Below are 12321 nucleotides of genomic sequence, written 5' to 3'. Positions count from 1 at the left end.
GACTTGCCATGGTGAAGGCAATAGCTCCCATGCTGCGCGATTTCCTGCAAAAGGAATCGGCGGGCGGCATCGTCCTGATTTGTGCCGCGATCCTCGCGATGATCGTCGCGAACAGTCCCTTGTCTTCGGCCTATCTGGCGGGCCTGGACATCCCGGTAGTCGCCGGGATCGGCAGTTTCGTCATCGACAAGCCGCTGCTGCTCTGGATCAACGATGGCCTGATGGCCGTGTTCTTTTTCCTCGTCGGCCTCGAAGTGAAGCGCGAGGTCCTGGACGGCCAACTGTCGAGCTGGAACAAGGCTTCCCTGCCGCTGGTCGCTGCGATCGGAGGCATGGCGCTGCCCGCGATCGTTTTCGTCGGTATCAATAGCGGCAGCCCGCAGAACCTGGCAGGCTGGGCAATCCCGGCGGCGACCGACATCGCTTTCGCCCTGGGAATTTTGGCCCTGCTGGGACCCCGTGTGCCGGTGGCGCTCAAGGCGCTGTTGCTCGCGGTGGCGGTTATCGACGATATCGGTGCCATAACCGTGATCGCGCTGTTCTATTCCGGCAGCATCGACATGACGATGCTCGGTTCGGGGGCGATCGTGCTGCTGGTGCTCGGCCTTGTCGGGCGCATGCGGGTTGCCTCTAGCATTCCCTATGTCCTGCTTTCGATCCTGCTCTGGGTCTTTATCCTGAAATCCGGCGTCCATGCGACATTGGCCGGCGTTGCAGCAGCATTGTGCGTGCCGATGCAGGCCCGCGGCGATGCGCGGCCGCTCGAACGCATGGAGCACGCGCTGCACCCGTGGGTCGCGTTCCTGGTGATACCGATTTTCGGCTTCGCGAATGCCGGCGTGACGCTGGCGGGCATTCGGCCTGCGTCGCTGCTCGATCCGTTGCCGCTGGGCATTGCCCTTGGCCTGCTGATCGGCAAGCAACTGGGCATCTTCGGTTTCGCATGGATAGCGGTAAAGGCGGGTATCGCTTCCCTGCCGGAAAGCGTGACCTGGAGGCAGATCCACGGGCTGTCGCTACTGGCTGCGATCGGTTTCACGATGAGCCTGTTCATCGGCAATCTCGCCTTCGCCGATCCGGCGCAAGTCGATGCCGTGAAGCTGGGCGTGCTCAGCGGATCGACCATAGCGGCGATCCTCGGCTATGCGCTCATCCGGTCGAGCTTGCCATCAGTTCGCGCCGGCAATGCCGTGGCAGAAGGTGCCGCAAAATAGATCGGGCGGGGGCGCTCGATTTCGAGTCCCCCATTCGCCGATCACGCGGAGTTGCTGTCTGCCATCGTAGTGTCGATCGTATTCATCGTGGTCGACAGTTCTTCGCCCAAGGATTGAAGCGCGGTGATGCAGGCGACGGCAATGAGCGCGGCGATCAACCCGTATTCGATCGCAGTCGCGCCCTCTTCGTCGCGCGCCAAGAGGTTGATGAAAGCCATGATTTAATCGCCTTTTCGCAAGAGTGCTTGCAGGCAGGTTTAACCGCTCAGCCTTTGCGGCAGCTTCACGTCCATGGTTAACCGCGTCTTATCGCCTGCCTCCCGATTTGCTGAGGGCAGGGGACACGCCTGCGAACTTCACTTGGCGTTCAGCAGGGCGCTGGCTATAGGCTGGCCCCATGACCATGCATTCGCGTTCCCCAAGCAAGCTCGTCCTCGCCGGTTTCGTGGCCGGAGCCAGTGTCCTCACCGCAGGCTGCGCCGGGCGCGGTGGCGGGGACGACCTGAAGAACACCGCCTATGTCGCGCGCGACGTGGAGACGCTGTACCGCGAGGCGAAGAGCCGGCTGGACGCGGGCAATGCGACACTTGCCGCAGCCCTGTTCGACGAGGTGGAACGCCAGCATCCCTATTCGCCCTGGGCCCGCCGCGCGCAGCTGATGAGCGCCTTCAGCTATTACGTCGCGCAGGAATACAATCCGGCGATCCAGTCGGCCCAGCGGTTCCTTTCGATTCACCCGGGCAACAAGGACGCGCCCTATGCCTACTATCTGATCGCGCTCAGCTATTACGAGCAGATCAGCGATGTGCAGCGCGACCAGAAGATCACCGAGCAGGCGCTGACCGCGCTACAGGAGGTCAACCGCCGTTTCCCGACCACGCAATACGCCGCCGATGCGCGTCTCAAGATCGACCTCGTGCAGGACCATCTCGCCGGCAAGGAGATGGAGATCGGGCGGCATTACGAACGGTCCGGCCAATGGATCGCCGCGCAGATCCGCTTCCAGAACGTGGTCGATAATTTCCAGACCACCAGCCACACGCCCGAAGCACTCTATCGCCTGACGGAAACCAGCCTCGCGCTCGGCATTCCGACCGAAGCGCAGAAATATGCGGCCGTTCTGGGTGCGAACTATCCGGGCAACGAGTGGTACGAAAAGGCCTTCGCGCTGATGCAGCGGCACGCGCCGGGCGCAACCGCCAGCTGAGCTTTCGCCGCCCAGGTTAACGCTAATTTTGCCATCCCGGCGCTAGAGATGGGCCATGTTGCGCCGGGTCCCTTCCGCCATCGCTGTCGCTGCGGCATCGCTGTGTGCGGTGCCGCTTGCCGCGCATCCGGCCGACGCGCTGGTCGGCGGAGAGATCGCAGCGCCCGGAGAGGTGCGGATGGGCGGCGTCCTCGACGGCCGACGCGACCGCATCGACTTCCGCGATGTCACTGTCACGATAAACGGCTCTGCTGCCGCACTGCGCGAGGACGGTCACTTCGCCGTAAACTTGCCCACCGCTCCGATCTATCGCCTCGATATTCGCGGGGCGGGCGTATTCACCGTCGTGCAGACCTTCGGCCATGCCGAGCTGAGCAACGAAGCATGCGATTGCCTCGCCATTCCGGCCATTGAGGTTGTCGCGCGCAAGAAGGGCCGGATCGAGCTTTTCTTCGGCGGCGACACCATGGCAGGACGCCGATATTTCGAGCCTTCATCAGGCCAGCGCCAGCTGCTTTTCCGCGATAGTCTCGCCGCCGACCTCGACCGGCTGCTCGCACACATGCGACCATATATGGAGAGCGCGGATCTGGCGTCGGTCAATCTCGAAACGGTGCTTGCCGACGAGGCTCCCGGTCCGCGCCTACCGGGCAAGAGCATCACCTTTTTCTCTCCGCCCGCACTGGCAGCGGCATTGAAACGCGCCGGGGTCGACTATGTCTCGCTGGGCAATAACCACATTTACGATTACGGCGAGCCCGGTATCGCCTCGACCATCGCCGCGCTGGATCGCGCCGGCCTTGCGCATTCGGGCGCGGGCCATGACGAGACGCAGGCCGATCGAGCAGCCGAGATCCAACTCGGCGACACCTCGCTCGCCATGCTGGGCTTCGTCGGCTGGGAAGGCTCAAACGGAGCGCACCAGGTTGCGACTGCGGACAAGGGCGGCGCGGCATTCGGCACGCGCGGGCAGGTCCGCCGCAGCGTCGAGCGCGAACGAAAGCGGCGCAACGTGCCGGTGCTGCAATATCATGGCGGCGCGGAATATATCGACCGGCCGAGTGACACGACCATCGGCCGACTGCGCGAAGCGGTAGAACAGGGCGCGCCGCTCGCCATCGGCCATCACCCGCATCTCGTCATGGGGGTCGAGGTCTATCGGAAGGCGCTGGTCGCACCGTCGATCGGCAACTTCCTGTTCGACCAGCAACATCCGCGCACGCATGTGACCTACGCCATCCGCGCGATCCTCGAAAAGGGGCGCTTCCTGCGGGCGGAGTTCGTGCCCGTCGGCGTGATCGATTACCGCCCCATGCCTGCGGTTGGTGCGATGCGCGAGCGTGTGCTCCGCCGCCTGTTCGGCTTCTCGGTCGAACGCGGGACGAAGCTCTCAATGAGCGGCGGCCACGCGGTCGTCTACGCCGATCAGCGCGGCGGTATGGATGAAAGCTGCCATCGTCGGGCCACGGACGAATTCACGCTCTCCGATTTCGCTCCTTCCTGCGAAGGCACGCGATTGGGCCGCGACGTGATCGGACGCGGCGATTTCGCTATGGCGCGCCAAGGCGATGCGATGGAGCGCGCCTTCATGAGCGACGATGCGGGTCTCGAGTTTGCCTCCCACGATGGCGAGGCCTACGCTGTGCTGCGCCCGGAAAAGGCTGCATCAAACCCGGCGTTCTTCACCCACGCCTACCTGCGCGATGTACCTGCGGGCGCATACACCTTGCGGGCGCGGGTCAAGCTGCCGGTGGCGGCGCGGATCGAGCTGCGCATCAAGGATCGACCACAGCCGGGCGAGCAGCCCAGCGCCCGCTGGCGCGGCGACATCCTTGAAACCCGCGAAATGCCCGCCGCCGAGGCATGGCAGGACTTAAGCTTCGATTTCGTCAAACCCGAGGAAGCGGAGGGCAACACCCGCCCGTTCCGCCCGATCCTGCGCTTCGTCCCGATGGCCCAATCCGGCAATCTCGAACCCATCGCCATCGATGATTTCGAGCTCATCTCTTGGAGCGTCGATGGCGCATCCGAAGCCGACCGCTGGCACGCCTCGCACGTCGCGCAATAATTCACAGGCCCGCCGCCTGCTATCGTGACGCGGCCATCGGCCTGCGCTAAGCACATCGGCGATGCTGACCCGGCTCGCCATTCGCAACATCGTGCTGATCGAAGCGCTCGATCTCGATTTCGGGCGCGGGCTCGGCGTGCTTACCGGGGAAACCGGGGCGGGCAAGTCGATCCTGCTGGACTCGCTCGGCTTGGTGCTGGGCAATCGCGCCGACAGCGGGCTGGTCCGCGCGGGCGAAGACAAGGCGAGCGTCACCGCCAGTTTCGAATTCGCCGCGCTGCCCGCGCCGCTCGCCGAATTGCTCGACGATGCCGATATCGAGGTGGAGGATGGTGAGCCGCTGATCCTGCGCCGCCAGTTGAAGGCCGACGGCAAGAGCAAGGCCTTCGTCAACGATCAGAACGTCAGCATGGGCTTGCTGCGCGAGATGGCGGCGCATCTGGTGGAGCTGCATGGCCAGCACGACGACCGCGGCCTCGTCAATCCGCGCGGCCACCGCGCCTTGCTTGATCGTTTTGCCGGTGCCGACACGGCCCGCGTCGCGCAGGCGTGGAGCAAGTGGCGCAGCGCCGAGGAGGCGCTTGGCGAGGCGCGCGAGGCGGTGGAGACGGCCAAGGCTGATCAGGACCTGCTACTGGCGCACCTCACCGAACTCACTGCACTCGAACCGCAGGCGGGCGAGGAAGCGCGGCTCGCCGAAGCCCGTGCCGACATGCAGAAGGGCGAGAAGCTGTCCGGCGATCTCGAGGAGTTGCGGCATATCTGGGAGGGTTCGGATTCGCCGCTAGCTGCTTTACGCGTGGCAGCGCGGCGGCTCGACCGGATCGCGCCCGAACATCCTTTGCTGGCAGAAGCCCTCGGCGCACTCGATCGGGCGGTGATCGAAGCGGGCGAGGCCGAAGACAAGTTGCAGGCGGCCGCCGAAGCGCTGGTCCACGATCCGCAAGCGCTCGATGCAGCGGAAACGCGGCTATTCGAATTGCGCGCGCTGGCCCGCAAGCATCGCTGCGAGGTCGACGAACTGCCCGAAAAGATGCGCGAATTCCGCGCCGCGCTGGACTCGATCGAGGGCGGTGAGGCCGAACTGGACGCGCTCGAAGCCGCAGCGAAAGAGGCGGGCGCACGCTATCGCGCCGAGGCCGAAGCTCTGCATGCCAATCGCGTGGCGGCGGCCTTGCGGCTGGACGAGGCGGTGGCGGGCGAGCTTGCTCCGCTCAAGCTAGACGCCGCGCAGTTCAAGACGTCCGTCACCGAATTGCCCGAAGAACGCTGGGGCGCGCACGGGTTAGACGCGGTCGAATTCCTCATTTCGACCAACCCCGGCGCCGATTTCGCCCCGCTCGCCAAGATCGCCAGCGGCGGCGAGCTCTCGCGCTTCATCCTCGCGCTGAAGGTCGCGCTCGCGGAAAAGGGCGGAGCGGCCACGATCATCTTCGACGAGATCGACCGCGGCGTCGGCGGCGCAGTGGCCAGCGCCATCGGCGAACGTCTCGCCCGGCTGGCGGCCGACGGCCAGTTGCTTGCCGTGACTCATAGCCCGCAAGTCGCAGCGCGCGGCCGCACGCATTACATGATCGCCAAAAGCTCCGACGGCACGGTGACTCGCACCAGCGTGGCCCTGCTCGACGAGGCGGGGCGGCAGGAAGAAATCGCCCGCATGCTCAGCGGCGCGGAAGTGACGCCCGAGGCGCGGGCGCAGGCGGATCGACTGCTGGAGGGGGTTTAACTTTCGCCGCTAGCGGAGACTGGCCCGCAGAAAAGCGAGGATTTTCGGCCATTGGTCCTCGCGCGCGGCCATGTCGGCTTCTTCGCTTCCGCCCATCCGGCCGAGATAGCGCTTGTCACCCTCGGCAAGGCTCGTGGCCGAGCCGAAACCCCAGTGGCCTGCGTCCTCATAGGCGAGAAGTTCGACTTCCGGCCCGCCCGCTGCGGCGCGATCGCGCAGATTGCGGGCCATGTCGCAGCCGGGCCAGAGATTGTCCTGCTCGCCGCAGATCAGCATCACGGGTGCCTCGATCTGCTCTATGGCGATTAGGGCATCGGCCTGCCCTTCCGCCGCCGCGCGGCTGCCCTCGAACATGTCGAGCATGGTCGCACCCGAGGCCCATTCGTACCATGGCAGCATTTCGTAGCGAGCGTAGGGCACCGGCTTCCCGCCCGCGCTCCATGAAGACTGCAGGTCGGACATATCGATCTGGTCGAAGGAGAAACCCTGCCAGACGACATCGCTCGGCATCGCCGCGACGACGGCGCCGATCCGCGGATCGCGGCTGGCGAGCAGCAGGGCGCCTTCCGCTCCCTTCGAATGGCCGATGGCTGCGACCGGACCCGATGCGATGTCCGGTCGCGCGGCGAGCCAGTCCAGCGCCGCGTCGAAGATCTCGAGCGGCACCATGTTGAAGGCGCGGTTCGCTTCTCCCGTCGCGGTGTAGCCGGGGTAGAGGACCGAATAACCCTCGGCGGCGAGCTGGCGCGCGTAGGCGTTGCGGAAGTCCTTCAAGCCGCCCTCGGACCCGCCGAGCAGCAGGATGGCCGGACGCGGTCCTTCGCCTGCGCCGGGATAGAAATTGGCAGGCGTCTCTCCGAGCATGACGCGTTCGCCGCCATCGCCTGCCTCTGCCACGACGATAGGGCGGGGTTCGCGGGTGAACCAGAACCATGCGCCCGCGCCGACCAGCGCGAGTATGATCGCCAAACATCCGATCCCGACTTTGCTGCGCGTCCGCATATCCCATCCCCTGTTGCGCCCATCCGCGATGTGTAATGGGTAGGCCGGGCATCCCGAGCGAGACAATGATTCTTCGATGAGCAGCGAAACCAAGCCTACCGAAGCCGAAGCCGCCAACGAGCTGATGCGGCTGGCGAAGCAGATTGCGCGGCACGACCGGCTCTATCACGCCGAGGACGCTCCCGAGATCACCGATCAGGAATATGATGCGCTGGTGCGTCGCAATGCCGAGCTGGAGGCGGCGTTTCCGCATCTGGTGCGCGAGGACTCGCCGTCGAAGAACGTCGGCCATGGAATCGCCGCCTCGCCGCTAAGCAAGGTTGCACACGAGGTCCGGATGATGAGCCTCGACAACGGCTTCTCGGACGAGGAGATCGCGGAGTGGGTCGCGCGCGTGCGCCGCTTCCTCGCGCTCGACGACGACGCGCCGCTCGCCTTTACGGCGGAGGACAAGATCGACGGACTGTCCTGCTCGCTACGGTACGAGAAAGGCAGGCTGGTGCGCGCGGCGACGCGGGGCGACGGGCAGGTGGGCGAGGATGTGACGCGCAATGTCGCGCATATCGCCGATATCCCGCAGAAATTGGCAACCGACAGCTCGCCAGAAGTGTTTGAGGTGCGCGGCGAAGTCTATATGGATAAACAGGCTTTTGCTGCACTCAATGCTGCGCAGCAAGAGGCCGGTGGCAAGCTGTTCGCGAACCCGCGCAATGCGGCCGCAGGATCGCTCAGGCAGAAGGATGCGAGCGTGACCGCAGAGCGCCCGCTGCGCTTCTGGGCGCATGGTTGGGGTGCGGCCTCCGACGTGCCGGGCGATACCCAACACGCCGTCGTCGACAGCTTGCGCGAATGGGGATTTCCGATTTCGCCGCTGTTCACTTGCGTCGACGATCTCGCAGGCCTGCTCGCGCATTACGAGACCATCGGGAAGGCGCGGCCGGACCTGCCCTACGAGATCGACGGCGTGGTCTACAAGGTCGACCGGCTCGACTACCAGCAACGCCTCGGCTTCGTCGCCAAGGCACCGCGCTGGGCGCTGGCGCACAAGTTCCCAGCCGAGCGCGCCGAAACGACGCTGGAGAGCATCGACATCCAGGTGGGGCGCACCGGCAAGCTGACCCCGGTCGGCCGCCTCGCGCCGGTGCTGGTCGGCGGGGTCACGGTGACCAATGTGACGCTCCACAATCGCGACGAGATCGCGCGGCTCGGCGTGCGGCCCGGCGACCGCGTGGTGGTGCAGCGGGCGGGCGACGTTATTCCACAGCTTGTGGAAAACCTTACGCCGGAGGCCGACCGCGAGCACTATGTGTTCCCCGATCGCTGCCCCGAATGCGGCAGCGAAGCGGTGGCCGACGAGGGCGAGGTCGACGTGCGCTGCACCGGTGGGCTGATCTGCCCCGCCCAGCGCACCGAGCGCCTCAAGCATTTCGTCTCCCGCGGCGCGCTCGATATCGATGGGTTGGGGGAAAAGACCATCGACCAGTTCTTCGCGCTCGGCTGGCTCGAAAGCCCGGCGGACATCTTTCGCCTGAAGGACCGCCGCGAGGACATCCTTGCGCTGGAAGGCTGGAAGGAGAGGTCTGTGGACAATCTGTTGAAAAGTATCGAGGCGCGGCGCAAGCCCGATGCTGCGCGGCTGCTCTTCGGCCTCGGCATCCGGCACGTTGGCGCCGTCACGGCGCGCGATCTCATGAAGCATTTCCACGAGTTGCCCGCGCTGCGCGAAGCGGCGGAAAAGGCCCGCGAGGGCAATGAAGAGGCGAGCAATTCGCTCACTTCGATCGACGGGATCGGCGGCGCCGTGGTGGAGGCGCTCGGCGATTTCTTCCACGAGGATCACAACAAGTCCGTGTGGGACGACATTCTCACGCAAGTCTCCCCACCGCGTTACGAGGTCGAAACGAAGGACAGTCCGGTCTCCGGCAAGACCGTCGTTTTTACCGGTAAGCTCGAAACCATGAGCCGGGACGAGGCCAAGGCGCAGGCCGAGCGCCTCGGCGCAAAAGCCAGCGGTTCGGTCAGCGCGAAAACCGACCTGCTGGTCGCGGGCCCGGGAGCGGGCAGCAAGCTCAAGAAGGCCGCGGAGCTCGGCATCGAAGTGATCGACGAAGCGGCATGGGCCGAGATCGTCGCGGCGGCGGGATGACGATGATCTTCGTCGAGAAATTCACGCTTCCCACCCAATTGGGTGGGGACCTCAGTTTCACCGCTGGTAAAGCCCCGGGTGCGACCCGAAGGGCTCTTCGAAGCCTTTTCTCCTTGCGGGAGGTGGGCTTGCTTGCCTCCCGCATTTTTCTTGAGGTCGCAAATTGCTGACAGAGACGCATTCCATCGCGCTCCGCATTGCGGCGCGTCTGCGGGAGCGAGGCGAGAAGATCGCCGTCGCCGATGGCGCGACGGGCGGGCTGATCGCCGCATCGCTGCTCACCGTGCCGGGGGCGCTAGACTTCTTCGTCGGGGGCGGTGTGGTCTACTCCTTCCGCGCCCGCGATGTGCTGTTCGCCCTGCCGCGCGATGCCTATACCGGGATGCGCGGGGCGAGTGAAGACTATGCACTGCTGCAGGCGCGCGCCATCCGCGACAACTTCGGCGCGGAGTGGGGAATCGCCGAAAGCGGTTCCGTCGGCGGGTCGAACCATCCGAGCGGCGCACCCGCCGGTCGGAGCGTAACGGCAATCGTCGGCCCGGACGGCTTCGAGCATGTCGCTGTCACCGAAACCGGACGCGACGACCGCATCGCCAATATGGAAGCCTTTACCCGCGCCGCGCTGGCAGCGCTGGAAGAGGCGCTAAGCCGCTGATCAGTCGTTTGGCATGATGTGAATCTCGCGCACCGCCGCCGTATCCGGCTGCAAGAGAGCGAAGACCACAGCGCTGGCCACATCCTCAGGCTGGATCTTGTCGGGCTTGGCCTCGTCGAAGAAGGGCGTGTCGACCATGCCGGGCGTGATGACCGTGCAGCGGCCGCCCCATTCGCGCATTTCCTCCGCCAGATTGCCGGCGAAGCCCTGCACGAACCACTTGGTCGCGCCGTAGATCGATCCCTTCAGGTGATCGCGCCCGGCCTTGGAGCCTGTGACCACGAAGTGCCCCTTGGTCTTCCGCAGTTCGGGCAGGGCGGCATGCGCGGTGTAAAGCACGGCAAGGATGTTGAGATGGATCATGTCGTGCCATTCGTCCGGATCGCCTTTTTCGACGCCCGGTGAGTCCACCCCCCTGCCGGCGTTGGCATAGACCGCGTCGAGCGCGCCGAATTTCTCGACCGTTGTGCCGATCGCATCGCGCAACTGGTCTTTGTCGGTGACGTCGCAAGGCAGGGCGAGCGCGGCGTCGCCGATGTCGCCTGCAAGGCTCTCCAGCTTGTCCTCCGAACGCGCCAGCAGGGCGACGTTCCAGCCCGCTTCGGCTGCAGCGCGGGCGGTTGCCGCGCCGATACCTGTCGATGCGCCGGTGATGAGAAGTGTCTTGGTCATGATGCAATCCATGTGTTTCGAAGAGATGCCTCAGGAGTGGGTGAGCGCGGGCTTGGTTCCCCGCCAGGCCGAGCCTCTCTGCGGACGCCGCGATGTCGCATCTATCCTCGCTTGCGCGAAACGAAGCTGATATTCCTCGCGAAAGGGGGTCAGGGGGCATTATGTTCGAGGAAATTCGGCGCGGGCGGAAGCAGCGCAAGCTCGACCGGCAGGCGGGTGAAGAGGGCACACGGCGCATCGCGTCGTGGATCCACGTCTATCGCGGCGATGCCGAGGCGCGCATCCCGCATGACGAGGCCAAGCTGTGCGCGGACATGGCGAAAGGCTGCTATAGCTGCGTCGGCAAGTCGCACTCCTATAACGGCGTCCAGATCGTGCCCGGTATCAACGCTATGATGATGGAGGAGGGCGGTCTCGACCGGATGGATTACGATCCGGCAACCGGCATCGCGACGGTCGGCGCGTCGGTCACGGTCGAGCGGTTCAAGCGGTTCCTGATCAAGCACGACCGCCGCCTGATCAACTCGGGCAATTACATGAAACAGACGGTGGTGGGCGCGCTCGCGACCGGGACGCATGGCTTCGGCGACCGAGGGGTGATGGCCGATGCCGTTACCGCGCTGACGTTCCTCGACGATAGCGGAAAGCGCGTCCGCCTGACACGCGCCGATCCCGACTTTGCCTATGTCGCCCTGTCGTTCGGCACGATTGCGCCCATCGTCGAACTGGAGCTGGAGACGGCACCGGTCGAGGCGTTCATCTCGACAAGCCATATCAACCGCCTGTCGAAACTGCGCGAATTGCAGCAAGGCACCATCGCGTCGAACTGGGTGGTCCTCCCCTATTCCAATCCGGACGATCCGGTGATGATGCTGGCTACCCTCTCGCCCTGCCAGACGACAGCGCGGGTGGAGAAGGTGCGAGAGGGCGGGGGTTTCCTCGCGCCAATCGCGCGCTGGATCATCAAGCGGTACCAGAAGCTCGACCGCTTCCTGCCGGCGCTGCGCCGACCGCTGCAGCGCTTGCTCGACAGGCTCGATCTCGTCCAGCGTGACCAGATCCAGACCGATCCTTACGACCTCGACTATCTCTACGATCCCAAGCCCGGCCTCGCCAGCGAGCGCGCGCCCGATATCCTGCGCGGCTGTTTCTCGACGACTTACACCGGATACAATCTCGCGTTCTTCGTGCCGCTGGAAAAAGGCCCGGCGGTGGTCAAGTTCATCATGCGCGAGGCCGACGGCTTGCGCGATCTCGGCTTCTTCCTGAAGGGCGTCATCAGCGTACGCGAATTGCCGGGGACATCCGACCTCGTCTTCGCCGCCAATCACGACGGGCCGGTTGCAGCCATCGACCTGTTCGCCGATCCGCGCGATTACGCTTGGCTGGAGAGGTTGCAGCGAATGGTTCTGCAATACGAGCCGGAAACCCGTCCGCATTTCGGCAAGAGCGCGCTGATCCCGGGTTTTCGGAATTCGCTCGGTGAGAACAATCTCGACCGGCTCATGGCGATCCACCGGAAGCATTATCCGAACGGGAAGCTGATGTTCAGTGAACGGGTGCGGGCCTTCCTGCAGACCGGCAAACCGCTACCGGGCGAGGCCGTGGCGGACGCGAAGCTCGCCTGAGGA

At 65.1% G+C, this 12321-nt stretch carries 10 protein-coding genes; 7 read left to right on the top strand and 3 right to left on the bottom strand.

What is annotated here, in order from left to right:
* Positions 1-8: 8 nt before the first annotated feature.
* Positions 9-1214: a Na+/H+ antiporter NhaA gene (gene nhaA, locus Q9K02_RS09880; protein ID WP_305932746.1), complete on the top strand. Its 1206-nt coding sequence runs from the start codon at positions 9-11 to the stop codon at positions 1212-1214.
* Positions 1215-1255: 41 nt separating this feature from the next.
* On the opposite strand, the gene Q9K02_RS09875 is transcribed toward nhaA, so the two are convergent.
* Positions 1256-1432 (bottom strand): Flp family type IVb pilin, encoded by a 177-nt coding sequence (locus tag Q9K02_RS09875; RefSeq protein WP_305932745.1) that lies wholly within the window; start codon positions 1430-1432, stop codon positions 1256-1258.
* Between the two features lie 185 nt (positions 1433-1617).
* Between Q9K02_RS09875 and Q9K02_RS09870 the strand changes: the two genes are divergently transcribed.
* The 3 genes from Q9K02_RS09870 to recN all read left to right on the top strand — a co-directional run bounded on the left by Q9K02_RS09870 (position 1618) and on the right by recN (position 6215).
* Complete coding sequence (locus Q9K02_RS09870; RefSeq protein ID WP_422785449.1) at positions 1618-2421, top strand: outer membrane protein assembly factor BamD; 804 nt, start codon at positions 1618-1620, stop codon at positions 2419-2421.
* A 55-nt stretch (positions 2422-2476) separates the two neighbouring features.
* Positions 2477-4489 carry a CapA family protein gene (locus Q9K02_RS09865; protein ID WP_305932743.1) on the top strand — a complete coding sequence of 671 codons (2013 nt, stop codon included), beginning with the start codon at positions 2477-2479 and terminating at the stop codon, positions 4487-4489.
* Positions 4490-4550: 61 nt separating this feature from the next.
* Complete coding sequence (gene recN, locus Q9K02_RS09860) at positions 4551-6215, top strand: DNA repair protein RecN (protein ID WP_305932742.1); 1665 nt, start codon at positions 4551-4553, stop codon at positions 6213-6215.
* 9 nt (positions 6216-6224) lie between these two features.
* Here the strand turns inward: recN and Q9K02_RS09855 are convergent, their stop codons facing one another.
* Positions 6225-7217, bottom strand: a complete 993-nt coding sequence (locus tag Q9K02_RS09855) for an acyl-CoA thioester hydrolase/BAAT C-terminal domain-containing protein (protein WP_305932741.1) — start codon at positions 7215-7217, stop codon at positions 6225-6227.
* 76 nt (positions 7218-7293) lie between these two features.
* Here Q9K02_RS09855 and ligA point away from each other — a divergent pair, with 76 nt between their 5' ends.
* Together ligA and Q9K02_RS09845 are read left to right on the top strand one after the other, a co-directional pair.
* A complete protein-coding gene (gene ligA / locus Q9K02_RS09850; protein ID WP_305932740.1) occupies positions 7294-9363 on the top strand; it encodes an NAD-dependent DNA ligase LigA in 2070 nt (689 codons plus the stop codon).
* Positions 9364-9526: 163 nt separating this feature from the next.
* The gene (locus Q9K02_RS09845) at positions 9527-10018 is read left to right on the top strand and encodes a CinA family protein (protein WP_305932739.1); all 492 of its coding nucleotides are present in this window, start codon (positions 9527-9529) and stop codon (positions 10016-10018) included.
* Here Q9K02_RS09845 and Q9K02_RS09840 read toward each other — a convergent pair whose 3' ends face one another.
* Positions 10019-10690, bottom strand: coding sequence for an SDR family oxidoreductase (locus Q9K02_RS09840; protein WP_305932738.1), 672 nt, complete (start codon positions 10688-10690; stop codon positions 10019-10021). It lies immediately after the preceding gene.
* Between the two features lie 161 nt (positions 10691-10851).
* Here Q9K02_RS09840 and Q9K02_RS09835 point away from each other — a divergent pair, with 161 nt between their 5' ends.
* The gene (locus Q9K02_RS09835) at positions 10852-12318 is read left to right on the top strand and encodes an FAD-binding protein (RefSeq protein ID WP_305932737.1); all 1467 of its coding nucleotides are present in this window, start codon (positions 10852-10854) and stop codon (positions 12316-12318) included.
* The last annotated feature ends 3 nt before the right edge of the window (positions 12319-12321 follow it).

Source organism: Qipengyuania profundimaris, assembly GCF_030717945.1.
GTDB classification, from domain to species: Bacteria; Pseudomonadota; Alphaproteobacteria; order Sphingomonadales; family Sphingomonadaceae; genus Qipengyuania; species Qipengyuania profundimaris.
Note: the sequence above shows the minus strand (reverse complement) of the source record. Positions and strands in the feature narration are given on the sequence as shown.

Excerpts from the sequence above, each read along its gene's own strand:
- nhaA (WP_305932746.1), top strand. The coding sequence starts at position 9 with ATGGTGAAGGCAATAGCTCCCATGCTGCGCGATTTCCTGCAAAAGGAA.
- Q9K02_RS09875 (WP_305932745.1), bottom strand. The coding sequence starts at position 1,432 with ATGGCTTTCATCAACCTCTTGGCGCGCGACGAAGAGGGCGCGACTGCG.
- Q9K02_RS09870 (WP_422785449.1), top strand. The coding sequence starts at position 1,618 with ATGCATTCGCGTTCCCCAAGCAAGCTCGTCCTCGCCGGTTTCGTGGCC.
- Q9K02_RS09865 (WP_305932743.1), top strand. The coding sequence starts at position 2,477 with ATGTTGCGCCGGGTCCCTTCCGCCATCGCTGTCGCTGCGGCATCGCTG.
- recN (WP_305932742.1), top strand. The coding sequence starts at position 4,551 with ATGCTGACCCGGCTCGCCATTCGCAACATCGTGCTGATCGAAGCGCTC.
- Q9K02_RS09855 (WP_305932741.1), bottom strand. The coding sequence starts at position 7,217 with ATGCGGACGCGCAGCAAAGTCGGGATCGGATGTTTGGCGATCATACTC.
- ligA (WP_305932740.1), top strand. The coding sequence starts at position 7,294 with ATGAGCAGCGAAACCAAGCCTACCGAAGCCGAAGCCGCCAACGAGCTG.
- Q9K02_RS09840 (WP_305932738.1), bottom strand. The coding sequence starts at position 10,690 with ATGACCAAGACACTTCTCATCACCGGCGCATCGACAGGTATCGGCGCG.
- Q9K02_RS09835 (WP_305932737.1), top strand. The coding sequence starts at position 10,852 with ATGTTCGAGGAAATTCGGCGCGGGCGGAAGCAGCGCAAGCTCGACCGG.